Annotated in this window: 23 protein-coding genes; 11 read left to right on the top strand and 12 right to left on the bottom strand. The window is 54.7% G+C overall.

Annotation, left to right across the window (positions count from 1 at the left end):
- Window positions 1-52: 52 nt before the first annotated feature.
- From WG31_RS05645 to WG31_RS05625, 5 genes are read right to left on the bottom strand one after another with little or no spacing between them, the layout of a single operon-like run.
- Complete coding sequence (locus tag WG31_RS05645) at window positions 53-496, bottom strand: SufE family protein (RefSeq protein WP_006115972.1); 444 nt, start codon at window positions 494-496, stop codon at window positions 53-55.
- A complete protein-coding gene (hslU, locus tag WG31_RS05640) occupies window positions 496-1,809 on the bottom strand; it encodes an ATP-dependent protease ATPase subunit HslU (protein WP_006115973.1) in 1,314 nt (437 codons plus the stop codon). The genes WG31_RS05645 and hslU overlap by 1 nt, the downstream gene beginning before the upstream one ends.
- Window positions 1,809-2,408 carry an ATP-dependent protease subunit HslV gene (gene hslV / locus WG31_RS05635; RefSeq protein WP_006115974.1) on the bottom strand — a complete coding sequence of 200 codons (600 nt, stop codon included), beginning with the start codon at window positions 2,406-2,408 and terminating at the stop codon, window positions 1,809-1,811. Before hslV ends, hslU begins: the two co-directional genes overlap by 1 nt.
- Window positions 2,409-2,454: 46 nt before the next feature.
- Window positions 2,455-4,452, bottom strand: coding sequence for a response regulator (locus tag WG31_RS05630; RefSeq protein WP_063353900.1), 1,998 nt, complete (start codon window positions 4,450-4,452; stop codon window positions 2,455-2,457).
- Window positions 4,436-6,286 (bottom strand): ATP-binding protein, encoded by a 1,851-nt coding sequence (locus WG31_RS05625; protein WP_063353899.1) that lies wholly within the window; start codon window positions 6,284-6,286, stop codon window positions 4,436-4,438. Before WG31_RS05625 ends, WG31_RS05630 begins: the two co-directional genes overlap by 17 nt.
- A gap of 235 nt (window positions 6,287-6,521) precedes the next feature.
- Here WG31_RS05625 and WG31_RS05620 point away from each other — a divergent pair, with 235 nt between their 5' ends.
- On the top strand, window positions 6,522-6,917 hold the full coding sequence (locus tag WG31_RS05620) for a hypothetical protein (RefSeq protein ID WP_063353898.1): 396 nt from the start codon (window positions 6,522-6,524) through the stop codon (window positions 6,915-6,917).
- Between the two features lie 58 nt (window positions 6,918-6,975).
- Here the strand turns inward: WG31_RS05620 and WG31_RS05615 are convergent, their stop codons facing one another.
- Window positions 6,976-8,058, bottom strand: coding sequence for a zinc-ribbon domain-containing protein (locus WG31_RS05615; RefSeq protein WP_063353897.1), 1,083 nt, complete (start codon window positions 8,056-8,058; stop codon window positions 6,976-6,978).
- 168 nt (window positions 8,059-8,226) lie between these two features.
- Between WG31_RS05615 and WG31_RS05610 the strand changes: the two genes are divergently transcribed.
- Genes WG31_RS05610 through WG31_RS05600 form a run of 3 tightly spaced genes read left to right on the top strand, consistent with a single transcriptional unit; the run spans window position 8,227 to window position 10,582 of the window.
- Window positions 8,227-9,009, top strand: coding sequence for a cell division ATP-binding protein FtsE (locus tag WG31_RS05610; RefSeq protein ID WP_082823138.1), 783 nt, complete (start codon window positions 8,227-8,229; stop codon window positions 9,007-9,009).
- The gene (locus WG31_RS05605; protein WP_063353896.1) at window positions 9,006-9,953 is read left to right on the top strand and encodes a cell division protein FtsX; all 948 of its coding nucleotides are present in this window, start codon (window positions 9,006-9,008) and stop codon (window positions 9,951-9,953) included. The genes WG31_RS05610 and WG31_RS05605 overlap by 4 nt, the downstream gene beginning before the upstream one ends.
- Before the next feature lie 44 nt (window positions 9,954-9,997).
- Complete coding sequence (locus WG31_RS05600) at window positions 9,998-10,582, top strand: YdcF family protein (RefSeq protein WP_063354885.1); 585 nt, start codon at window positions 9,998-10,000, stop codon at window positions 10,580-10,582.
- Between the two features lie 5 nt (window positions 10,583-10,587).
- Here WG31_RS05600 and fghA read toward each other — a convergent pair whose 3' ends face one another.
- Window positions 10,588-11,454, bottom strand: a complete 867-nt coding sequence (gene fghA / locus WG31_RS05595; RefSeq protein ID WP_063353895.1) for an S-formylglutathione hydrolase — start codon at window positions 11,452-11,454, stop codon at window positions 10,588-10,590.
- Between the two features lie 144 nt (window positions 11,455-11,598).
- Between fghA and WG31_RS05590 the strand changes: the two genes are divergently transcribed.
- From WG31_RS05590 to WG31_RS05580, 3 genes are all read left to right on the top strand, one after another.
- Complete coding sequence (locus WG31_RS05590; RefSeq protein ID WP_063353894.1) at window positions 11,599-12,474, top strand: bestrophin family protein; 876 nt, start codon at window positions 11,599-11,601, stop codon at window positions 12,472-12,474.
- A 65-nt stretch (window positions 12,475-12,539) separates the two neighbouring features.
- Complete coding sequence (locus tag WG31_RS05585; RefSeq protein WP_006115983.1) at window positions 12,540-13,130, top strand: CarD family transcriptional regulator; 591 nt, start codon at window positions 12,540-12,542, stop codon at window positions 13,128-13,130.
- A gap of 138 nt (window positions 13,131-13,268) precedes the next feature.
- Window positions 13,269-14,873, top strand: a complete 1,605-nt coding sequence (locus WG31_RS05580) for a tetratricopeptide repeat protein (protein ID WP_006115984.1) — start codon at window positions 13,269-13,271, stop codon at window positions 14,871-14,873.
- Between the two features lie 85 nt (window positions 14,874-14,958).
- On the opposite strand, the gene WG31_RS05575 is transcribed toward WG31_RS05580, so the two are convergent.
- Window positions 14,959-16,350 (bottom strand): penicillin-binding protein activator, encoded by a 1,392-nt coding sequence (locus WG31_RS05575; protein WP_063353893.1) that lies wholly within the window; start codon window positions 16,348-16,350, stop codon window positions 14,959-14,961.
- On the opposite strand from WG31_RS05575, the gene rsmI reads away from it, so the two are divergent.
- The gene (gene rsmI / locus WG31_RS05570; protein ID WP_035351545.1) at window positions 16,338-17,306 is read left to right on the top strand and encodes a 16S rRNA (cytidine(1402)-2'-O)-methyltransferase; all 969 of its coding nucleotides are present in this window, start codon (window positions 16,338-16,340) and stop codon (window positions 17,304-17,306) included. The genes WG31_RS05575 and rsmI overlap by 13 nt on opposite strands.
- A 3-nt stretch (window positions 17,307-17,309) precedes the next feature.
- Here the strand turns inward: rsmI and WG31_RS05565 are convergent, their stop codons facing one another.
- Together WG31_RS05565 and WG31_RS05560 are read right to left on the bottom strand one after the other, a co-directional pair.
- Window positions 17,310-18,524, bottom strand: coding sequence for a BaiN/RdsA family NAD(P)/FAD-dependent oxidoreductase (locus tag WG31_RS05565; RefSeq protein WP_063353892.1), 1,215 nt, complete (start codon window positions 18,522-18,524; stop codon window positions 17,310-17,312).
- 4 nt (window positions 18,525-18,528) lie between these two features.
- Entirely contained in the window at window positions 18,529-19,248 is a 720-nt protein-coding gene (locus tag WG31_RS05560) for a glutathione S-transferase family protein (RefSeq protein WP_003622857.1), read from the bottom strand.
- 134 nt (window positions 19,249-19,382) lie between these two features.
- On the opposite strand from WG31_RS05560, the gene minC reads away from it, so the two are divergent.
- The 3 genes from minC to minE all read left to right on the top strand — a co-directional run bounded on the left by minC (window position 19,383) and on the right by minE (window position 21,367).
- Window positions 19,383-20,081 carry a septum site-determining protein MinC gene (gene minC / locus WG31_RS05555; protein ID WP_082823137.1) on the top strand — a complete coding sequence of 233 codons (699 nt, stop codon included), beginning with the start codon at window positions 19,383-19,385 and terminating at the stop codon, window positions 20,079-20,081.
- Window positions 20,082-20,219: 138 nt separating this feature from the next.
- A complete protein-coding gene (gene minD, locus WG31_RS05550; RefSeq protein WP_006115989.1) occupies window positions 20,220-21,035 on the top strand; it encodes a septum site-determining protein MinD in 816 nt (271 codons plus the stop codon).
- Complete coding sequence (gene minE, locus WG31_RS05545) at window positions 21,032-21,367, top strand: cell division topological specificity factor MinE (protein WP_063353890.1); 336 nt, start codon at window positions 21,032-21,034, stop codon at window positions 21,365-21,367. Before minD ends, minE begins: the two co-directional genes overlap by 4 nt.
- Before the next feature lie 94 nt (window positions 21,368-21,461).
- On the opposite strand, the gene WG31_RS05540 is transcribed toward minE, so the two are convergent.
- On the bottom strand, window positions 21,462-22,181 hold the full coding sequence (locus WG31_RS05540) for a GntR family transcriptional regulator (protein WP_063353889.1): 720 nt from the start codon (window positions 22,179-22,181) through the stop codon (window positions 21,462-21,464).
- Window positions 22,181-24,031, bottom strand: coding sequence for an ABC transporter ATP-binding protein (locus WG31_RS05535; RefSeq protein ID WP_063353888.1), 1,851 nt, complete (start codon window positions 24,029-24,031; stop codon window positions 22,181-22,183). Before WG31_RS05535 ends, WG31_RS05540 begins: the two co-directional genes overlap by 1 nt.
- Window positions 24,032-24,532: the final 501 nt, after the last annotated feature.

Below are 24,532 nucleotides of genomic sequence, written 5' to 3'. Positions count from 1 at the left end.
TTTTATTTGGAACTGCACCATCTGTGTGCAGGTAGTGCAATTCACATTCGGTTCAGGCCACAGCAGAAGCCGCAACGGAACGAATAGCCCGCGCCATAGCTTCCACCCCGTTGCCTCGGTTGGTGGAAAGCGCCTGCACAAGCCCCAGATCACGCAAAAACTTAGGATCTGTTGCCTGAATTTCTGCCTTGGATCGGCCAGAATATACGCGCAGCAGCAAGGCGACCAGCCCGCACACTATGGCGGCATCAGACAGACCAGCAAAATACAGCTTGCCGTCTTCTTCCTTTTCTTCCAGCCATACTTGGCTTTGGCAGCCGGGCACACGGTGGGCATCATCACACCACTCCTGAGGAAACGGCGGCAGCTTACGCCCCATTTCTATGATGTACTGATATCGCTCCATCCAATCATCAAAGATTTCCAGCTCATCGCGGATGGCCTCAATAGCTTCTTCTGCCGTATCTTCCTGCGGCGTTACAAATGGTGCTTCCATTACAGAATAAACCTGCTCAGATCTCCCTTGCGCGCCAGTGGCGCGACTTTTTCCTGCACCATTGCAGCATTTACTTCCACGGTTTCGCCCTTACGATCCGATGCCGTGAAAGAGACATCTTCCAACAATCTTTCCAGCACTGTGGCAAGGCGCCGCGCCCCAATATTTTCAACACGGTCGTTAATATCCGCTGCCAGTTCAGCCAGCGCATCTATGGCATCATCTGCAAAGTTTAGGGTAACGCCTTCAGTTCCCATTAGGGCGATATACTGCTTGAGCAGAGAATGTTCGGGGTCTGTTAGAATACGGCGCAAATCTTCGCGGCTCAGAGGCTGCAATTCTACCCGAATAGGCAAACGACCTTGAAGCTCTGGCAAAAGGTCAGACGGCTTGGCCAGATGGAACGCGCCAGAAGCAATAAACAGAATATGGTCTGTGTTTACCGGCCCATATTTGGTGGAAACGGTTGTGCCTTCAATAAGTGGCAGCAGATCGCGCTGCACCCCCTCGCGGGAGACATCGCCACCCTTTGCGCCGCTTTCCGAGGCACGAGCACACACTTTGTCTATCTCATCCAGAAAGACAATGCCGTTTTCCTGCGCATTCGCCACGGCTTCCCGCGTGAGAGCCTCACCATCTAGCAGGCGGTCGGCTTCTTCACGCTTCAGATATTCCCGTGCCACAGAAACCTTGAGCTTTTTCTGCTTGGGGCCACGGTTCATGAAGGCCTTCATCATATCGCCTACATTAATGGCCTGCCCCGGCATGGCTCCGGGCATTTCACCGCTTCCGGCAGGGGCCTGCTCGGTTACGGCAATATCAATTTCCTTGTCTTCAAGCTGCCCAGTGCGCAGCATGCTGCGGAATTTGCTTTTTGTATCAGCAGAAGATCCTTCCCCTGCCAGAGCATCTACAATGCGTTCTTCCGCTGCTTGCTGAGCTTTTTCTTCAACATCCTTGCGCCGCGATGTTTTCAGCATGGTGATGGACACTTCCACCAGATCGCGCACAATGCTGTCTACATCACGGCCCACGTAACCCACTTCGGTAAACTTGGTGGCTTCCACCTTTAGGAAAGGCGCCTGAGCCAGTTTTGCCAGCCTACGGGCAATTTCCGTTTTACCGCAGCCCGTAGGGCCAATCATAAGGATATTTTTGGGCACAACCTCTTCACGCATGCCCTCAGAAAGCTGCGCACGCCGCCAGCGGTTGCGCATGGCAATGGCCACGGCCCGTTTGGCATCTTGCTGGCCCACAATAAACCGATCCAGTTCGCTTACAATTTCACGCGGGGAAAAATTAGGAGCATCCATTACCGGCTCTCCTGATCTGAGGCTGCCTTAAGTGTTTCCACCCGGACAGAATGATTGGTGTAAACGCAGATATCACCGGCAATCTTCATAGATCGCCGTACAATTTCCTCCGCCCCCAACCCATCAACTGTTAGTAGGGCACGCGCGGCGGAAAGTGCGTAATTGCCGCCTGAGCCAATAGCGATAATGCCATCTTCGGGTTCCAAAACATCGCCATTGCCTGTGAGGGTAAAGGAATGTTCGGCATCTGCCACGGCCATCATGGCTTCTAACCGGCGCAGATAACGATCTGTCCGCCAATCTTTTGCCAGCTCCACACAGGCGCGCTCAAGCTGGTTAGGGTAGCGTTCCAGCTTGGCTTCCAACCGCTCAAGCAGAGTAAAGGCATCTGCCGTAGCCCCAGCAAAGCCCGCCAGAATATTATCCTGCGGGCCTATGCGGCGCACCTTGCGGGCATTGCCCTTTACAACCGTGCTGCCTAGCGTGACCTGACCATCGCCCGCCATGGCAACTTCGGCCCCGCGCCGCACGCAGAGAATGGTTGTCCCGTGCCAGCCGACGGGATCATGGGATGAGGAAGCTGTATGAAGAGTATGCATGATCTTCCTCAGATAAGCCTTATTGCGCCCAGAACAAGGGGTTGGCCTATGCAGCCAGCATGGCCTTCACATCTCCTAAAAGCGCATCACGCGTATAAGGTTTGTGCAGCACGGCCACGCCTTCGGGCAAAATGCCCAGATCTGCGTAACCTGTTACAAACAGCACCGGCAGTTCCGCCCGCTCTGCATGAATACGCTGTGCGGCCTCCCCCCCATTCATGCCCGGCATCATCACATCCATCACCACAAGGGCAATATCTGGCCTGTTGCGCACGGTTTCTACAGCTTCTGCCCCGCTGGCAGATTCTAAGACCTCATACCCTGCGCGGCTCAGAAAACCTGCCGTTACGGCCCGCACGCCCGGCTCATCATCCACAACCAGAATAGCGCGGCCCTGTGGGGTGGTTGCCAGTGTGCGGATGTTGGTCGTGGTATTACCAGAAGCCGCAGTGGGCGGGAGAGATGCTGAAAGCTGCGCATCCATGGCCGGGAACCACAATTCCACAGAAGTGCCGCCACCCGGTGTACTTTCTACGCGCACTTCACCACCACAATGGCTGATAAAGCCATAAATCATGGACAGGCCCAGCCCTGTGCCCTGCCCCATATCCTTGGTGGTAAAAAACGGATCAAAAATGCGGGCACGCATTTCTTCCGTCATGCCCACGCCTCTGTCTGAAACCTGCACCACCACCCATGCGCCAGCATGATCCTTACCAACATGTCGGCCTAACAGCCGGGCAACCTGCCGCACAGAAACGCTGGTGCTACCGCCCTCCGGCTGCGCATCAATGGCGTTGATGCACAGGCTAAACACCGCCAGCTCAAGCTGCACAGGGTCTGTCCATACAGGTGGCAGAGGTTCTTCGGGCAAGGCAAACTGCACGCTGCTAAAGCGCCCGCTACCTTCTACCAAGGCAGAATCCAGCGCATCCCGAATATCTTCTGGCACCTTGCCTTGCTTCATGAAGCCTTGGAGGTTTTGCATTACGTCCTGCACTTCCACGCGCTGGCATACCAAATGGCGTGGTCGGCTGAAGTCTAGCAACTTGCGCGTAAGTGTGCCCCCTCGGCGTGCAGCTTCCATGGCGTTCTGGTACAGGCGCGCCACACCCGGCTCCCGCGGGGGTTCCAGATCCTGCACCAACTCCAGTGAACCCTGAATGGCGGTAAGCAGATTGTTAAAATCATGCGCAATGCCACCCGCCAAGGTGCCGATTGCCTGCATTTTCTGGGCCTGCCGCAAGCGCTGTTCCAGCCCCAGCAGGTCTGTCACATCCCGATCAATCAGAATGGAATAATCGGACAACAAGCCCGAACGCACAGGGGCGTTGCGCAAGCTGTCCAACCGCACGCGCGTAAGATCATGCCAGCGGTTTTGCCCATCTGGCCCCGGAAGCTGCAAGACCTGCTGATCCCGGCCAGATGTTTCCAGTGCCTGCTGTGCTTCTTCCAGACTTTCATGCCGTGGGCCATTTACCAGATCTTCTTCTTTCTGGCCCAAGCATTCGGCAACGCTACGGCCAAACTCCCGCGCCATCTGCTGGTTCAGGCGGATAAAGCAACCGTTCTGATCCTTGAACGCTAGCCCAAATGGCAGGTTTTCCAATAGCCCGCGTAGCAAAAGCTGCTCACACTCCAACTCTTTTTCCAGAAAATAGCGCGCAGCCGCCTGCCCTACCATGGAAAGAAGTGTTTCATCATCCCACGGTTTGTAGGCGAAAAAGGAGATCTGCCCTTGGTTCAGCGCGGCTTCCACGGCAGAGATATCGGCATACCCTGTCAGCAAAATAGCCCCTGCACCGGAAATATCCCGCGCCTGCGCCAAAAAGACATCACCCGTCATGCCCGGCATGCGCTGGTCCGAGATAATAACCGCTACATCTGGGTTTTCACGCAGCAACGCCAAACCCTGTTCTCCCGATGAGGCAGAAAGAACATGATAGGCCCCTTCCAGCAGGTCTGTCAGCGCAACCAGAATCTCCGGTTCGTCATCCACCACAAGCACTATGGGACGCTGTTTTAGGTCAGGCAACGTTATCACCGCGCCTCTCCTCTCCTGCTCTGTATGGCACGCGGAGGGTGAAACAGGCGCCCCCCAACGTACTTGCATTGGTTACAACAACATTGCCGCCGTGGGCCTGCACAACACCGTATGCCGTGGCCAGCCCAAGCCCCGTACCAGACCCTACAGGTTTTGTGGTAAAAAACGGTTCAAAAACACGTTCCTGCAACTCTTTGGGCACACCCGGCCCGGTATCGCTTATCTGGATCACGTATTCTTCACCTTTGCCGCTTTCGGCTTGCTCCAAAAACGAGGTGATAAGGATACGGTCTGCACGTGGAAGCGTAGGCTCGGAGCTTTGAATCGTCTCGCGCCGTGTGTCCAAAATGGCATCTGCGGCGTTGCTTACAATATTCATAACCACCTGATTTACCAGCGCCGCCTGACACACCAGTTCTGGCGGAGCCTCCAGCTTGCAGGTGACCTCAATATCCTGCCCCAGCTTGGGGGCAAGCAGCGTAAGCACCATACCTATGGCCTCTGGCACATCCAGACGGCGAAACTCCCCTTCCTCCAAGCGGGAAAAACGGCGTAAACTGGCCACCAGATCCCGCATGCGTGAAAGACCGATAAGAGAGGCAGATAGGCGTTCGCTCCCCTTTTGCAATGCGGTTTCTGCCGTTACCAGATCTTGCGATCTCACAGCATGCAGGGCCTTCACCATGCTGCGTTTGACCGTGTTTTCATGCGCCAGCACAAACGCCAATGGGTTGTTAAATTCGTGCGCAATACCGGCAGCCAGTTCCCCCAATGATGCCATTTTGGCGGACTGCACCAGTTTGGCCTGCGCCTCTATCAGCTTGCGATTGGCCGCTGCCAGATCTGCATTGACGCGCCGCAGGGCATCGGCCAGCGCCATACGCGCACGGGCGCTTTCTATATGCGCTTCTTCGCGTCGAGCTTCATCTTGCAATGTCTTGCGCCGCACAAGGCTGCCAATGCGGCTCACCAGCAAATCTACTGGCGTATCGGCATCTAGCAGATCATCTATACCGGCATGAAATGCACGGGCCACTTGCTCACCAGATAGGCCACCGTGCTCCACCATGCCCATAATGCGCGTGCACTGGCGGCTGCGCCTGCGAAAAGCCGCTATGGTGCGGGCAAGCGCCAAGCCATCAAATGCTGGGCAGGCCAGATCCACCACCACACAATCCGGGCAGGCGCGGCTGCCAGCAATACCGGAAAGATCCAGCTTTTCCGGATCTTCCACCAGCAGAGCGTCTTCCCCATTTTGTTGCAGAAGCTCCACCAGATAAGGTTGACCGCCTCTGGCTGGCTCAAAATCTGCGGGTTTTTGCCTATCAGACCACGCCCACAATACGCCGCCCGGCGCTGTCATGATAACAATGCGCGGCTGGCGAAAAACCACGCCCTCTCGCCCGGCAAGGTCTTCATCATATTCACGCAGCAACGCGCAGATACGAAAAACAAGTAAAAGCGGATTATCCGCCATGCTGAAGCAGCAATCTGCCCCGCGCTCCAGAATTTCGGATTCCTGCCTGCTGTTGGCTTCTGGCAACACCACCACTACAGGAATACCCCGCGTGGCCGCGTTTAAGCGCAACCGCTGGCAAAGTTGGGTAGCGGGCATATCTGGCAAGCGTGCTGGCACAACCAGAAGATCAGGCAGATCTTCATCAAACCCGGCAAAGGCAGAACGGCCATCCGCCACGCTTTTTACACGCAACCCACGCGCCTGCAGCAGAGTTTCAAGATGTGCCTGCCAAGCCGCGTCCACCCCAGCAAACAGGATGGAGCAGGAAAGAAAATCCATAATTTTACCGGCCACCGGCATAAAAGCCGCTGACATGCCCTTCCGAGAGGTCAGTGTAAAAAATATATTCTAACAAAAATCTTCCTGCACACCCTCATCGCGAATGCGTTACCCATATAAAAACATGCTTTGCATGCGCCATATGGCTATCCATTGGCATGCTTTACCCTGTGCCTGTATATACATGCCAAGAATAGTCCGCCTGCGCGCTCTGTGGGTTGGATACAGCAAAACCACTCGGCCCTGTTACTGCCGACAAGGAACGATACCAATGGACACGCGCATGCCCCTTTCTTCCCAGTCTTCTGCTGCCTCTCGTTCTGGCACTTCTGGCTTTGCCCTTGTGCGCACAGCCATTTGGTCTGTCTGTTATTTTGCGTTCTATTTTGTGCAACAGGTTGCCGAGCTGTTTGCCCCACTGTTGCTGATTGCAGGTGTGGCATGGGCCGCCCTGCCAGCGCTGGTTAGCGCACTTTCCAAATCTGCTGCATCGGCAGACCCGCAAGCGCGAGATGCCATTGCCAATGTGGCTTCCGCCATTCCGCATCATCTTGCCATTGCTGGGCATGATCTAACAGCCAGCGGCCTGATCTGGGATGGTATTATGCTAATGGCTTTGGCTGCTGCAGGCGCTACTCTGGCAACACTGGCCGGACGCAGCATGTAAACGCTGCGCAAGCCTACTCTATCCCTAGCAAGCCACGCGCGTCTTTTCGTATCAGGTATTAGCCTGCACGATGCAGGCGCGCCGCAGCAGGCCATGCGTGCACAATGGCATTCCACCAATGCCAGATAGCCACAAAACCGATAACAGCCAGAACAACGCTGATAATCCAGGCTATTTTCCAGAATTTTTCCGTTAAAATCAGCCCACGCACATCCAGCTTGCGCGCCAATTGTGCTTGAGGTTGCGCAACATGCGCCGCCGCACTTTGGGCATAGGCCTGTGCAACTTCCGGTCGCACTTTGGGCATTCCCATAGGCCGCGGCGGGTTTGCGGCCCCTGCTTCTGGCGCAACACGCGGGGCGGCGGATTCCGCAGCGGGTGATGCCTTACGCAAAGGCTCATAACGTTGGCCCGTTTGTGCTGCGGGCTCTCTGATCTGCGGCTGTTCTGGTGCTGCTACAGGCGTAGGTGCAGCAGAAGGTTTTGCTGCCGCCGATAGCGTTGGCTCCACATGCGGCTGAGCATACGGCGGAGGTGTTTGTTTAACATGCACCTGCCGCACAGTTGTGGGCTGTGGGGCTTCCGAAACAGGCGGCGGCGCAACTGGCTTTTCTGGCTCTGGCGCAGGAGAAGATTCCGGCTCTGCTACAGGCGTCGATTCAGTAACGGGCGCACTTGGAATTTCCGGGGCATACTGCTGTGGAACAGGCTGAAGTTCCGGCGGGGGCTGAACGGCCTCAGGCGCCAACACTTCTTCAACCGGCGCAGATGCTTCGGCTGTTTGCATAGCAACTGGTTCTTGAACAGGTGCCTGCGTTACCGGAGGTTCTGTTACGGGTGGTGGAAGCTCCGAATCCGGCCTATCGGCAACAGGAGCTTCCGAAGGTGCTGTGGGAGAATCCACTTTTTTTTGTGGCGCACTTTCTTTCGGCGCGCTGTGTGGTGCTGTTGTTTCTGGCTGTGCAGATTGGGGTTGAGCGTGTTCATGCGGCACAGGTTCCGCAACAGGTTCTGGCTGAGGCTGCGGGATCTGAACCCGCCATTTAACGCCACAGGCAGAGCATTTGAGCATTTGCCTTTTGGCAAGAAGAGCCTCTGGAACCTGATAGGCCACACCGCAGGAAGGACAGACGATCTTCATGAACACTCTCTTGATAAAGGCTGCCTTCCTCCCTGCGCCTGCTGCACGCAGATGCGAGGCTAAGGCATCGAACGGAAGAACAGATTTGGCATCCCCCTTAGCACAGGTAACGCCCGTTCGCGCCAGACATCGCGCCAAAAAGATGGAACAGACCGTTTATTAAGCAGTATGTTGTGTCTTTCAATCGACACTTCCCCCGCCTGTCGGTTACACTACATACATGCAACAATCGCTCCGCTTTACGCCACTTCCGTCCTTTATGGTTCCAGCATGATCCGTCTGGAAAACGTTTCATGGCGGCGGGGCAAAAAGCAGAATGCGCTGGTATTGTCCGATCTTTCCTTCTCTATTCCGCAAGGGGGATTCCGCTGGCTTCTTGGCCCATCGGGCGCAGGTAAAAGCAGCCTGCTCAGCCTACTGCACCTTGAAACACTGCCCACGCAAGGGCGTATGCTGCTTTTGGGTAAACCTGTTTCCAAGGCGGAAAAGCGTGCGCATTTTGTACGCCTGCGGCAGAGAATCGGCATGGTGCATCAGGATTACAAACTTATCCCCGGCTTGAGCGTGGCGGATAATGTGGCCCTGCCTTTGCGCCTGCAAAAACGCCCTGAAGATGAAATTCAGGATGAAATTCAAGCCATTCTTAAATGGGTAGGATTGGGTGAGCGCCTGCATGCCCCCGCATCCAGCCTTTCTGGCGGGGAACAACAGCGCACAGCCATTGCCCGTGCCATTATCCACCGCCCCGGCCTGATTTTGGCAGATGAACCCACCAACGCGCTGGAAGAAAGCCAAGCCCACCGGTTGCTGGATATGTTTGCTGAACTCAGCGACATGGGCACCACCATGGTTGTGGCCACGCATAACGAGGCCCTGATACGCAGGCTGCAACGCCCTGCCCTCTATCTGGAACGTGGCAGACTGGTGCAGGATGAAGGGGCAGATATATGATTTTGCCCTTTTCTGGCCGCAAGGATGGCTTATCTGTTTCCGAAGCCCTACCAGACCGCAGCCTGTTTGCGCTTGTAGCCATGATGAGTTTTTTGGCAGCCTTAACTCTTGCTGGAGCAACAGGTGCGCGTGCGCTTTCTGCCCGCTGGGCCGGAGGTGCTGCCCAGCTTGTTACCGTGCAGGTGCCAGACCCAGATCAACCTCTTACCCCTGCCAGCAAAAAAGAACCCGCAGGCCCCACCCGCGCAGAAGCCGTTTTGGCAGACCTCAACACCTTGCCCCCCGGCTCGGTGATGCACCGTCTGGATAAAGAGGAACTGGCACGGCTTTTAGAACCTTGGTTGGGTGAAGCGGATAATTCGGCCCTTCCTCTGCCAGCCATTATCCGCATTCGTCTGCCAGACAATGCGCAGCTCCCTAATGATCTGGAGCAAACCCTTACCGCGCATGTGCCTGGCACCATTGTTGAGCATAATGCAAGCTGGGGAGAACGTCTGAGGGCACTGGCAAACAGCCTTTTGGCCTGTGCGGGTTTGGCATTGCTAACCGTTGGTGGCATTGCCACGCTTGTAACCGGCCTTGCGACACGGGCAGGCCTTTCAACCCGGCGCGATATTATTAAAATCCTGCATGGGCTGGGTGCTTCCGATGGCTATATTGCCGGTCGTTTTGCTTGGCGCACAGCTATGTTGGGGCTAGGTGGCAGCTTGGCAGGCACTGTTTTGGCTATGGTGCCTTTGCTGGTTCTGTTCAGAATGGCAGCACCTTTTGCCAATATCTCACTCCAGTCTGACACGCTGTTGCTGCCAGATTGGCACACTCTGCAAAGCGTTATTCCAACAGATATGCTGGTTGCCTTTGCTGCACTGCCATTTGTTGCGGCCTTTATCTGCTGGGTTACAACACAAAGCATGGTACGCCTATGGCTACGGCGGCTCCCTTAATTCCTCACCACAAACCATCCGGGCCACGCCCTTCTGGCCCGATCATGCTTTTTGTGCGGCTTTTACTTCGGCTGGCATTGCTAGCCTGTTTTGCATTTGCTGGTGGATTTGGCTGGTTTGTAAATGATGCCCTGCGCCCCCCAGGCTATTTGCCCCATGCAGATGGCATTGTTGCGCTTACAGGTGGCGCGGGCCGCATTGATACATCGCTTAATCTGCTAGCGCGTAATCAGGGTGAAAGACTGCTGATTTCCGGCGTGGACACCCAAACCACACTGGCCGCACTTTTACCCTCCACCGCGCCTCCGGCTTTGGCAGAACGTATTACTCTTGGCTATCAGGCACGCTCCACCATTGGCAACGCAACGGAAACAGCCGTTTGGGTTGCTGATAACCATATTACTTCGCTCATTGTTGTTACAGCCAGTTACCACATGCGCCGCGCATTGCTGGAACTCAGCCGCACACTGCCTGATGTCACCCTGTACCCCTACCCTGTGTTGCCTCCAGCCATGGAACACCCTCTGCGTCGTTCATCTTTGCGGCTTCTGGCTTTGGAATATCTCAAATGGTTGGGCGCACTGGGCGGATTTACCTCTCCCAGCCTGAGCCGCACCCTCCATTCCTGAAAAATTTAACCCACTTTCAGATTTTCTGCATGGTGGCGCAAATGGTCTGCCGCAAAACTTTGTACAAACCAATAGGAATGATCGTACCCCGCGTGCTGGCGTAGGTTCAATTTTTGCCCCACCTGTTCCGCCACCTGTTGCAAGTGCCACGGCTGAAGTTCGCGTTGCAGAAATTGGTCTGCCGCACCCTGATCAACCAGAATGGTATTGGGGTGTTTGTGGCCATCTTCTAACAAGCACACCGCATCATACGCCCGCCACATGGCCGCATCTGGCCCCAAATACGCGGTAAATACCTTTTTCCCCCATGGAACAACCGCCGGATGCACAATAGGCGCAAAAGCGGATATGGATTTCCAGAAGGTCGGCGCACGCAAACCATGTATCAACGCACCATGCCCACCCATGGAATGGCCCATAATGCCACGCCGCGCACTATCCAACGGTAACGCCTGCTCCACAATTTCTGGCAGTTCCTGCGCAATGTAACTGCCCATACGGTAATGTTTGCACCAAGGCGCCTGCGTGGCATCCAGATAAAAGCCAGCGCCGGTGCCTAAATCCCAGTCCTTATCTTCTTCCGGCACACCTGCACCGCGTGGTGATGTATCCGGAGCCACCAATGCCAGCCCCAAATGCGCAGCCTCTGCCAGTGCAGTGGATTTGATCAGGAATGTTTCTTCCGTGCAGGTTAGCCCAGCCAGTGCATAGACAACCGGTACCTTCTGCCCCTGACATGCAGCGGGCGGCAAGAACACACCAAACCGGGCAGCAAGCCCCAGAGTATGGGAAAAGTGCTCATAAAACTGCACTTTACCACCGTGGCATTCATGCTCCTCACGCAGTTGCAAGCTGGTTGGTTGCGTATCCATTTCTGCCCTCCTGATCCTTCAAAAATCCGCACTCATGCTGAAAAATATGAAATAAATATCTGTATTGTTAAGAAACTCCTTTTTTCGTGCCATGTTGATATAGGTTCAGGCAAGAACGCTTTTGTGACACGCGAGGATTTGTGAATGATTGTTGACCAAAGGGTCGGGCTACGCATTATCGGAAAAGAAATTCTAGGTGTTATCCTGCTTATGGCAGGGTGGGATTTAATTGTAGTTGTGCTTTTTCAGGTGTTCCATCAGGAGTGGATGGAACAGCCCAGCCTGCCGGTTTCCCTTATTGGTTCTGCACTGGCGTTGTTCATGGGGTTCCGCAGCAACAGCGCCTATGCCCGCTGGTGGGAGGCCCGCACGTTGTGGGGCGCTATTACCAATAACTGCCGCTCCTTTGGCCGACAGGCGGGCACATTGCTGGGAGACCGGCATGATCTGATGTACGCCATTGCCGCCTACCCCCACGCCCTGCGCATGGCATTGGGAAAGGAAGATGCCTCGACCGATATCCAGCGCCTGCTTCCGCCTTATATGCAGGATGCGATTGTTCATTATCGCAACAAGCCCAATGCTATTTTGTATCAGATTGGGCTGGGCGTTACGGAAGAAGTTAATAAAAAGGGCATTGATGGCGCGGTACATGGACAGATTGACCGCATTTTGTCCGACATTGCCAACGCGCAGGGTGGTTTGGAGCGTATCCGCAATACGCCTTTGCCCATGCAGTTTTCAGCCCTGCCGCGCACATTGGTAAATATCTTTTGTATCGTGCTGCCCCTTTCCATGGTGCAGACGCTGGAATGGATTACGCCGCTGGGTTCATCACTGGTGGGCTGCCTGTTTCTGGTGCTGGATAAAAGTGCGAATGACCTGCAGGAACCTTTTTCTGGCACACCGCATGCGCTGCCCATGGCAACAATGGCACGAAATATTGAAATTGACGTCACCCAGCCTACCGGAGACCCAACAGCCCCACCACTTGGCGCTGTAAACGGCGTACAATACTGAATAGCAGAACCGCAGTTTTCTCTTTTACAAGACAACGCTGCGGTTTTATGCTATAAGCTATAGCTATGAACACGTTCAGAGCACCTCCTAAAGGCGGCGTGACAGACGCCATGGCACGCACCGCTGCAGCTGCTACGGCAGCCCAAGCAAAAACAAAAGTAAAGGATGAAGATCCTTTTGAGGAAGGCGATGCCATTGTCTATGCCGCCCATGGCGTGGGGCGGGTAGACCGGATAGGGGTTGATGAAATTGCCGGAACGAAGCTGGAAGTAATCCAGATTTCCTTCCCCGGCAACCAGATGACACTGCGCATCCCGCTCAGCAAGGCCCGTAAGGCTGGCCTGCGCAAAATTGTCTCGCGCGAGATTGTAGATAAGGCCATGGCGATTATCAAGGGTAAGCCGCATGTTAGCAAAGGCATGTGGGCCCGCCGCGCCGTGGCATATCAGGAAAAAATCAACTCGGGTGATCTGGTACAGATTGCCGAAGTGCTGCGTGATCTACGCCGCAACGTAGATAGCTTGGATGGCAGCTTTAGCGAACGCAAGCTGTTTGAAGCCGCGCAGGAACGTTTTGTGGCCGAAGTGGCTGTTTTGGAAAAGAAAGACCCGACTGAAGTTCTGGAATCCCTGACAGCAGTTATGAAAGCTGCCTGAACCTTTTACATTCCGTTACTTTAGACATTCAGGTTCATCGCCCGGCATGATACACTATCGTGTCGGGTTTTTTCTTGCCTACACATTGCCTGCCTCGTGTTATTCATTCATCTGTTTTAAACGATACCTAATGCCATCATGAATACTCCTGCTGCTTCTGCCCCTACCCTGCCCGATCAACTGACGTTGCGGCGCGCGCGTACAGAAATTATTGCGGGCCACTTCAACGAAATGCTTGCTGTTCTGGAACCATTCAGCACCAGCAATAATGATCTGGCCAAAACCCTGTATGCATATTGCCTTGCAGGCACTAACCAGCCGGAAGAAGCCGCAGAAATTCTATGCGATATTGCATCCCGCCATGCTGGCACGGAGCATCCGCTACAGGCACTGAGTGATCTGCTAGCAGAACTGGACAAACGCCCCTTAGCCGAAGCTGTATGCCGTGCTGCTCTGGAGCGCACGCCGCAAGATGCCCGTATTTATGATATTCTGGGCAATTTGCTGGTGCAATGCGGACAGTTTGATGAAGCTATCAGCCTGTTACGCCATGCTGTTGACCTACGGCCCAACAGCATGCACTCCCACAACCTGCTGGCCATGGCGCTTCTTGAACAAGGCCGTTTTGATGAAGCTTTGGCACACCTCCAAAATGTTTTGGAAACGCAGCCAGATCATGCAGGCACACTTTCAAACATCGGATGTATGCTGGCTGGCAAAGGGCGGCTGGATGAAGCGCTGGATTACTATCGGCGTGCCATTTCTCTGCGTCCTACAGAACCGCAAATCCGCCTGAACCACTCCATTACACTGCTTAAAGCCGGGCGTTATGCACAAGGTTGGGCAGAACATGAATGGCGTTTGCGCCTGCCCGGCCATACCAGCCTGCCGCCAAGCACTCTTATGCCTTCGCTTGGGCCGAATACGGATATCCGGGGTAAACGTATCCTGATTACGCAGGAAGAAGGGCTTGGAGATACTTTAATGTATCTGCGTTACATCAAGCCACTTTCAGACCGGGGGGCCATCCCACATTTATGGGTACCAGAAACACTGGGCGAACTCTGTAATCGGGTTGTTGGTGCGCAAATTGTGCAGGTAGGTGGTACTACCCCGCCGTTTGATTGGCATTGCCCGTTTATCAGCCTGCCCCGCGTTTTTTCTGCCACGCCAGATGCCATGGGTGCGCCCGTGCCCTATTTGCGGGCAGACACCATAAAAGTGCGCGAACTGGCAAAATTTCTGCCTGAAAATGATAACCTGAATGTGGGGCTGGTATGGGGCGGTGCACCACGGCCCAATACAATTTCAGCCCATATTGTAGACCGCAGGCGCTCCATAAACCTGCACACACTCTCTCCATTGGGAGATGTGGAAGGCGTTAATCTCATCAGCTTGCAAAAAGGCCCTTATGCCGAGCAGATGAATGACCCACCGCCCAACATGGTATTGTATGACCCCACACATCTCCTCCACAATATGGATGATACAGCGGCCTTCATCATGTCTTTGGATGTTGTGGTCACGGTAGATACCTCTGTAGTGCATCTGGCTGGCGGATTAGGTAAGCCGGTTTTGCTGATGGATCGGTATGATAACTGCTGGCGCTGGCTGAGTGGGCGCACAGATAGCCCATGGTACCCTACGTTGCAGATTATTCGCCAGACCACCCCGCGAAAGTGGGATGATGTGGTGGAACGTGTTGCGCAGGTTTTAACCATTCTGGCACAGCACAAAAAATAATTTCTTTTATGCACAGCAAATAAAAAGGGCTGCCTGAAAATATATCAGGCAGCCCTTTTTAGCTTTTATTACAAATACAACCAGATTAACCAGATATTGCGCTGGCCTTTGCTGGAGCACTCTGCATTTTGGCAGGGCTACCGCCGCCAATCACTTCAAACACACCCAAAGCGCGACGAACACGCCCATCAGGCAGCAGCGTAAACGGACCATTGACGCCAGAGAACCCTTCAGACCGCGTAAGTGCGCTGGCCGGATACCCAGAAGCACCACTCTGCGCTACGGTTTTGGCCACATTGGCAGCATCGTAAGACAAATCAGCCAATGGCTTGGGCATATGGTGGTTAACCGCCATAAAACGCGTAACAAAAGCCTGGCGAGACGTAGGATCTGGCGCGGCATACCATGCGCCTTTAATGGCCCCCAGCTTAGTGGCAAAGGCAGCCCACAGGCCCGGCCCCATAATACGCACGGATGGCAGGCTGATCTGAGTTTCGTTCAACGCCACAATCACGTTTCTCAGGTTCAGGCCGGTATCACCCAGCAGCAGCGCATCAAAAGGTGGCGCTTCTAACTTGGGAGCCTCTGCCTTGGGCGTATCTGTTGGCGCTGCTGGTGCGCTACCATCTGTGCCCAATGCTGCCGCCAGATTAGAAGGCAGCTTGTCTGCCGTTTTGGCGGCATCTGCATCTGCTGTGGCGGCATCTGGCGTGTAAGGCGCTGGCTCACTGCTGTTGCCTTTTGCAGCCTGCAAGCGCGTATCGTAATTGGAAATATCACGCAGGCTTTGCGAAATACTGGCCGCCGTGCCGGAGTGATACACAATTGTGGGCTCTGGCAAACCCTGATCATAGCAAGCAGACTGCAAGCCATTCCCCAGCGCATGACCTAGCGGGTTGTTGGGCAAAAGCGCCGCAAACTTACGCCGCCCATCCTGGCGTGCCTGTTCTACCAGACGCTGCACCTGATCTTCTGGCGTGATACCCATAATCCACACACCAGAACGAGCCTGGGAAATATCACTGGTGAAAGCTAGAACCGGAATACCGGCAGACTGTGCGGCGGGTGCCGCAACTGCGGTATCACCACTGGTAAGCGGGCCAAGCAGCAGGCCATCCCCGGCACTTACAGCAGCAGTAGCCGCGCCAGATGCCCCACCGGCTGCGGCTGTATCATGCACATCTAACTGCAACCCTGTTGGGTCCGTAGGTGCTGTGTTGCCAACTGCAAGCTGCGCACCCGCCAGCAGTTCGTGCCCCAGCCCGGCATTTGGGCCACTAAGAGGCAGCAGAACCCCAATTTTGTGGCTGGCTACAGGCTTAGAAACCCCACCACCAGCAGAGGGAGATTGGTCTGCACAGCCAGCCAAAGCCATGCCGGTTATGCCCAAAGCAGCCAGACCGGCCTTGCGCCATGTCTGTTTTCCCGCCAGACCTTGGCTGGAAAGTCCAGACAGGAGCGAACATGCACGCGTCATCATCAAGATCGTCCTCCACAAACAACCGGCCTGATGAACACCGCGACCGGACTTCCCCCCTCCATAGCGAAGGAAAGCCGCCAAGTCATGCGCCTTCTTGCCCCGGTCTTACGTTGGTTGCCACCCCCATTGGCAATCTGGGGGACTTCAGCCCGCGTGGTGCCGAAGCACTGGCCAGTGCAGACCTGATTCTGTGTGAAGATACGCGCACCACCGCCCGGCTGCTAACAGAACGCAGTATTTCTGCCCGCACCGAAGCACTGCATGAACATAATGAGCGCCAGCGTATTCCCGGCCTGATTGCCCGCTTACAAGATGGCGCCAACATTGCGCTGGTTTCTGATGCCGGCATGCCCCTGCTATCAGACCCCGGCTTCCGCCTTGTGCGCGCGGCCATAGAAGCCAATGTGCCCGTTACAGTCGTACCCGGCCCAAACGCTGCATTAACAGCACTTGTGCTTTCTGGCCTGCCACCACATCCGTTTATGTTTATTGGCTTTCCGCCGCCGCGCTCATCAGCCCGCAAGGAAAGTTTTGCCAAGCTACATGCGGCGGAACGTGCGGGCCTGAGCGCAACCCTAATCTGGCACGAGGCCCCGCATAGGCTGGCTGAAACTTTGGCTGATATGGCGGAAATTTTTGGCCCCACACGCCCCTGTGCTGTAGCGCGGGAACTGACCAAAAAATTTGAGGAAGTGCGGCGTGATACCGTGGGTGACCTAGCCGCCTTTTACGCCACCACACCCCCGCGCGGAGAAATAACCGTGCTCCTTGGCCCGGCCGAGCCGGAGCAGACATCTGAAGATGATCTGGACACCACCTTGCGTAGCCTGTTGGAAACACATTCTGTTAAGGATGCCGCAGCACTGGCGGCAACAGCAGCGGGTTTGCCAAAGCGCACCGTTTATACGCGCGCTCTGGAGCTGGCTGCCGAAATTAAAGCTGCAAAAAGCTAAAACCTATACAGCACGAAACTGCGCTGCGGCTTCCCCCGCAGCGTGGCCGCTGGCCCATGCCCAGTGGAAGTTATAGCCGCCCAGCCAGCCCGTAACATCCACAGCCTCACCCACCATAAACAGGCCGGGCACAGCTTCTACCTGCATGGTGCGAGAAGACAGTGCGCGTGTATCCACCCCGCCACGCGTCACCTCTGCTTTGGCAAAGCCTTCTGTGCCTGTGGGGTAAAGTTGCATGTTCTGCGCACGCTGCGCCAAGGCTTGAATATCTTTATCGGCCCATTCCGCCATAGGCCGCTCAGATGCCTTTTGCGCTGCCAAGGCTGCGGCCAAACGCTGCGGCAGCCATCTGGCCAAAGCTGCTGGTGCCTTGGCTTTGGAACCAGCTTTTTTTAGCCCCATCAGCAATGCCGCCAAATTCTGCCCCGGCAGCATATCCACCTTTACAGCCTGCCCCGCCTGCCAATAGGAAGAAATCTGCAACAAGGCTGGGCCAGAAAGCCCCCGATGCGTAAACAGCAAAGCTTCATCAAACGCTGTTTTGCCACACGTCACACGCACGGGCAAAGAAACACCAGCCAGCGTTTTCAACCACCCATCCTGCGGCTGATCAAATACCAGTGGTACAAGGGCCGGCTCTGGTTTGATAACGGGCACATCAAATTGCCGCGCCACATCATACGCAAAGCTGCTGGCCCCCAATTTGGGAATGGAAAGCCCCCCCGTGGCCAAGATAACGGCTTTTGGCTGAAACTCACCGGCAGAGCTTTCTACCCGAAAGGCATCACCAGAGCGGCTGACGTGGCGAATGCGTGTATCTGTAAGAATACGCACGCCTGCTGCGCCACATTCTGCCAACAGCATGGAAACAATATCCCGCGCTGAATGATCGCAAAAAAGCTGGCCCAGCTTTTTCTCGTGCCATGCAATGGCATGTTTGGCCAACAGGGCCAGAAAATCTTCCGGCTTATAGCGGCTGAGTGCTGATTTTACAAAATGCCGGTTGGCAGACAAAAACCGGTCTGCCCGTATTTCTGTATTGGTGAAATTACAGCGCCCACCACCGGAAATAAGGATTTTGCGCCCCACTTCCGGCCCGTGCTCCACCACAACAACACTGCACCCACGCTGGCCTGCCGTTATGGCAGCCATAAGCCCTGCGGCACCGCCGCCAATAACCAGCACATCTGGTGCGTGCCACGCCGTTTGGTGTTTCAAAAGATCAGAAATCCAGATTGGTGTAATATTCAGGCGGCGTTATGCCAGAAACCCGATCAGCCAGAAGCGGACGGAAACAGGGGCGAGACTTCATGCGTGCGTACCAGTCCCGCACAGCTGGCACCTTGCTCCAATCAATATCGCCAATAAAATCCAGACAGGACAGATGCCCAGCGGCCGTAAAATCTGCCAAAGACAGAAAATTACCAGCAAGCCAGTTCCGGTTTTCTGCCAGATCATTCACGTATTTCATAAGCGGGCGCATGGCGGCATAGGCCTCACGCAGCGCGGTGCCATCAGGGTTGCCGCGGCCGCTTAGGCGCTTCATCACCCGTTCATCAATAAACCGGCCAGAAACTTCGCGCGCAAACAGCGTATCAAACCACGCCATTACGCGGCGCACTTCCACACGTTCTGCCAGCGTACGCCCCAGCAACGGCGTATCGGAATATGCTTCTTCCAGATATTCGCAGATCACATACGAATCCGGCACAATCAGCCCATTATCTTCCACCAGAACCGGCACATCACCTGCTGGGTTCATGGCCAAAAATTCGGGCCGGTGTTCCCATGCCCGTTCAATAATGGCCTCAAACGGCAGGCGCTTTTCCGCCAGTACAAGCCGAACAGTACGGCTGGCAGGAGAGAGGGGAAAATGAAAGAGGGTACGCATACCCGATGATTTATGCCATTGCCTGCCCCAACGCCAGAGGGAAAACAGCATGAAAGTACATCAAATTCCCACCATCCCCTTGCCTTCATGCATCCAATGCGTAACAGACACTTCCCAACTGCACTGTAACGCCATTATCCTGTGCATCTGTTATTCCTGATCTTTAATTTCGAGAGCGGCTGTTCTTGTCCGGCACACATCCCCCACTCCCCCGTATCCGTATGTCCGGGCGCTCTTTTCTGGCGCTCACCCTCACGCCGGAAGCCCCGCTGGAAGATTGGCTGGTGGCGCTGGATCATCAGATCACGCGGTCTGTTGGCTTTTTTGCTGGCAAACCTGTTATTCTTGATCTGAGCATGATGCAGGCCGATACGCCCAACCTTGCCTTTTTGCTGCCTGCGCTCAAAGAACGCGGCATACGCGTGCTGGGCATAGAAAACGGTGATCGCTCATGGCCTGCCGTAGCAGATTGGGAATGGCCTGAAAGCCCGGTGGGGGGCCGCTCTTCAGGCCCAATTACCGCACCAGAAGAAGAACCCGAAGGCCCGCCAGCCCCCACAACCCTGCTGATAGAAGACCCCGTACGCTCCGGCCAGCATATTGTCTGGCCAGATGGCGATGTGGTTATTCTGGGGGCTGTGGCCTCTGGGGCGGAAGTTTCTGCCGGGGGGTCTATCCATATTTATGGTGCCTTACGCGGGCGGGCCATTGCGGGTATTGGTGGGCACGGCAATGCCCGGATTTACACCCGCAATCTGGCCGCCGAACTTGTGGCCATAGATGGATTCTATGCTACGGCGGAAGAAATGGACCCCGCCTGCACAGAAAAACCCGCACAGGTTCTGCTTTCGGGGGAAGCACTTTTGTTCCGTCCGCTGCCGTAAGAAAATAAATAAAAAGAAAACTAAGACTAAATAGATATTGGCAGTTTTCTTTTTAGGTGCAGCTTGTCATGTTATCGCCATACAAGGTCATCATGGCTTCATCCATATGACCCCGCAGAGATATAAAAAGGAATACTGATGGCAAAGGTTCTGGTCGTCACGTCAGGCAAGGGTGGTGTGGGTAAAACCACAACCTCCGCAGCCTTGGGAGCCGCACTGGCCAAAACCGGCCAGAAAGTCGTGCTGGTAGATTTTGACGTCGGGCTGCGTAATCTTGATCTGGTTATGGGGGCGGAACGCCGCGTGGTGTTTGACCTGATTAACGTTATTCAGGGTGACGCCAATCTGGCGCAGGCGCTTATCAAGGATAAGCGGATTGATACCCTCTCCCTTCTACCAGCCTCCCAGACGCGGGATAAAGATGCCCTGACCACAGAGGGCGTTGCCAAGGTTATTGAAGAACTTCGCAAAAAGTTTGACTGGGTCATCTGTGATAGCCCCGCCGGTATTGAGCGTGGCGCACAAATGGCCATGCACCATGCTGATATGGCTGTTATTGTCACCAACCCGGAAGTTTCCTCTGTGCGAGACAGTGACCGCATGATCGGGATGCTGGATAGCACAACGGAAAAGGCCAAAAGCGGCAAGAAAATTGATAAGCACCTGCTGCTGACACGTTATGACCCCCAGCGCGCCGCACGCGGTGACATGCTGGCTACGGATGACGTGCTTGAAATTCTTTCCATTCCACTGCTTGGCATTATTCCAGAAAGCCCGGATGTTCTGAAAGCATCCAACGTGGGTGCCCCTGTTACGATTGCCGAACCGGAAAGCGCTCCAGCCCGCGCCTATGCAGAAGCAGCGCGCCGCTTGTTGGGTGAAAAAGTGGAAGTTACCATTCCAACTGAACGCAAAGGCCTGTTTGACTGGCTGTTCAAACGGAGAGTCTCATGACCTTCCTCTCCAACCTCTTTAAACGCCGCTCCTCCGCCCCCGTTGCGCGGGATCGGTTGCAGATTTTGCTGGCGCATGAACGCATCAGTGTAGGTGACGGCAAGGATGACCTGCTGGCTCAGCTACACCGCGAGATCATGGAAGTTATCAAACGGCACGTTGCGGTTGATCAGGACAAGGTTCAGATCAAGCTGGACCGTGGCGCGCATTGTTCCATGCTGGAAATTGATGTGGAAGTTCCGGGCCTGTCAGACAAAGACAAAGCAGATAACAAGGCCAAGGCTGCGGCATCTGGCAAACCTCCGGCTGGTGGCAAAACCAAACCAGCCTAAACCTGCCTGACTGCGGGGCTTTACACCGCGCACAGATACACAAGCCTGCCCGATCCTTGCCGGTCTGGCAGGCTTGTGTATTTTTACTTCAAATTCAAACTGTTACTGGCTGCTCTTCTGGCAACAAAGGTTCCAGCCATTCTCTGGCTTGCAGAAAATCACGCTGCAATGCATCTGTTGCAGCCTCAACATCGCGCTTTTCAAACGCGGCCAGAATTTGCAGATGCGGATGGTTTGGGTCTGCTGGGCTCATTGTAGGCAAGCTGTTAGCTGCTGCATAAATTGGCCCCATACGTGCCCACAGCCCGCGAATAATCCCTACGGTAAACAGCAAGCGGGAAAAACCTGCTGCCGTGCTATGGAAAATAGCATTGGCCACAGCCGTTTTATGCGGGTCTGCGTTTTCATATGCCACAATAAAATCCCGATGCTTTTCGCGCAGCACCGCAATCTGTTCTTGGGTAATGTGCGTAACCAGATCTCGGGTAAGACGGCCTTCCAGATCTCCCCGCACACCATGAATTTCTAAAAACAGTGCGCGCGTGGTGGTCGGCACACGGGCGGTGTTGCGTTCATCCAGTTCCAGCGCCTGTTCTGAAACCAAGCGCAACAGCGCCTCGCGCACTGGAGTGGGGCTTAACTCCAATGAAGCCGCAAGCGGGCGCAAAACCAAGCGCTCACCACCTTGATAATGACAGTAAATCAGCCTGTCGCGTATCTGCTGGTAAGCATAGGCTGCAAGGGCACCTCGTGCTTCGCCCCGCCCTTCGGGTCGCAGGTTTTTCCACGCCTGTGGTGTTTGTATGGTTGTCATTATGCGTGTGTCATCTGCCTGTTAAGAAACTGCCTATACGGGCCATCCTGCTGTTCAAGCTGCGCAGGAGAACCATCCTCGATAATCCTGCCTTCCTGCATCACAACGATTCTGTCAAAGTTTTGTAAGGTGGAAAGCCTGTGCGCTACAGCAATAACTGTGCGCCCAACCATCAGCCTGTCTAGTGCTTGCTGTACGTGTTGTTCGCTTTCCGTGTCCAGCGCGCTTGTGGCTTCATCTAAAATAAGAATAGGGGCATTGCGTAAAAAGGCGCGTGCAATGGCAATACGCTGGCGCTGCCCGCCAGACAGTTTTACGCCCCTATCTCCTACAATGGTAGCAAACCCTTCAGACAATTCGTCGATAAATGCGGCACACCCGGCAGCGGCTGCTGCGGCACGCACTTCTGCATCTGTGGCATCTGGCCTGCCGTAGCGAATATTTTCCATAACAGAGCGATGCAACAAGGAGACATCCTGCGGCACAATGGAAAGGCATGCCCGCAATGCATCTTCTGTAAGATCGCGAATATCCTGCCCGTCTATCAACACACTACCAGACTGCACACAGCGCATGCGCTGCAACAGGGCCAGCACCGTGCTTTTGCCTGAGCCCGAACGCCCCACCAACCCTACGCGGGTGCCTGCCTGAATATGCAGATTGAAGTGGTCCAGCACTGCGGCGCCACCAGGATACGCAAACACCACATCCTGAAACTGCACATCGCCCAACACTGGGCCTTTCATCGGCACGGCATTTTCAGCATCTGGCATATCATGCGGCACAAGTAGCGAGGAAAGCACTTCGGACAACCGTGCGTTATGCTGGATGGTTTCCACCATAGACAAAGCCAGATCCCGCGTGCCGTGCAGAATGGCAAAGCCCAACGTAATAATCATGACCACCTGCCCAACGGTTGCCTGCTGCCATTGCCACAGCAACACCGCCCAAATGAGCAAACCCGTAGTGAGCACCGCAGTCAGCAACGCATGGATCATGCGCAACTTTTCCATGTAACGCAGAGACTTCAGGCGTTCGCCCATTTCCCGTTGCGTGAGGGCATTAAAACGCTCGCGCTCACGGTTGCGCATGCCAAAGGCCCGCACCAGCGCAATGTTGCCCATAACATCCAGCGTTTCACCTTCCAGCCCGGCGGCGGCGGCTGCGTAATCTCCGTGCAGAGTGCGGCCCCTTACAGCCAGACGGAACATCAGCAAACATAGCCCAATGGCCAGCACTACTGTCACGCTGCCCATAATGGTGCTGACAGACAACATCAGCACAACAGAAAGCAGAACATTCAGACTAGGGGGCAATACGCTCCATGCCAGCAAGTTTTCTATGGTGAAGCTCACATTGCCAGCGGTAGCGATACGTGCAGCAAGCGATGTGGGCATACGGTCTGCAAAATAGGCGGGAGAATGGCCTGTTAGAAAACGGAACAGATCCTGCCGGATATCCCCCGTAACCGCTACAAAAGTGCGGGCAGCAAACCAACCGGCAATACGCCACGAGATATTGTCTGCCACAATCAGGCCAATCAGCACCCCAACGGCAGACCATACGGCCATAACATCCCCCGTAGGGGATGTGCCTGTCATGAGGTCCACCAGACGGCGGATACCGTTAGATGAAAGCACAATGCAGCCAATAGCCAACCCAACAGAGCCAAATACCAACGCATGCCCCACAGGCCTATGCCGCATGTAACGCACTAAAAACGCCACGGGCCGCCCGGCATAGTGTGGCAGTTCCTCATCCGGCACCGTTATAATGGGCTCAGCAGAAAAAGCTTGCTGCTGAGCGCTGTGTGGCCAAGCCTGATTGTGTTTTTCTTTTTCCGCCGACACTGTGTTTGCTTTCGTTACTGATTTGGCAGAACCACTTGCCCTGCCCGGCTAAGTTTAAATTCAAGACACCAAAATGTGCTGTGCGGCGCGAACACGGCGGCATAATGGCAAATTATGATGCAAAGTACTGCAATTACGGGGAAATTTTCGCACCCTTTTACGTCGCCAATCAAAAACAGCCTCAAGAAATGACGTAAATTCTTGTTATAACAATAAAAATTCCGTGATGAGTGGAACTTTTGTAAGCACACTTTTCTTCACTTTTTGTGCTGTGTATATAGCATTTTATCGTCAAAACTGCTTACGTCATTTTTAATTCATACTGTTTTCCATTCTGCTTCCAACGCAAAAAATAATCGTCTATTTCCTTGATATTAAAGAATTATATTTATCCCATTCCATTGTAAAACCAATACGTTTTGCTGTTTACGCAGCAGTGTAGAATGGGGATTTTTCTACCAATGCGTTCGGTTTTGCTGCATCGTTGCCCTCTTGGCTCAC

The sequence above is a fragment of the Acetobacter oryzifermentans genome, assembly GCF_001628715.1.
Lineage (GTDB): Bacteria > Pseudomonadota > Alphaproteobacteria > Acetobacterales > Acetobacteraceae > Acetobacter > Acetobacter oryzifermentans.
This window is presented reverse-complemented; position numbering and strand designations above follow the sequence as displayed.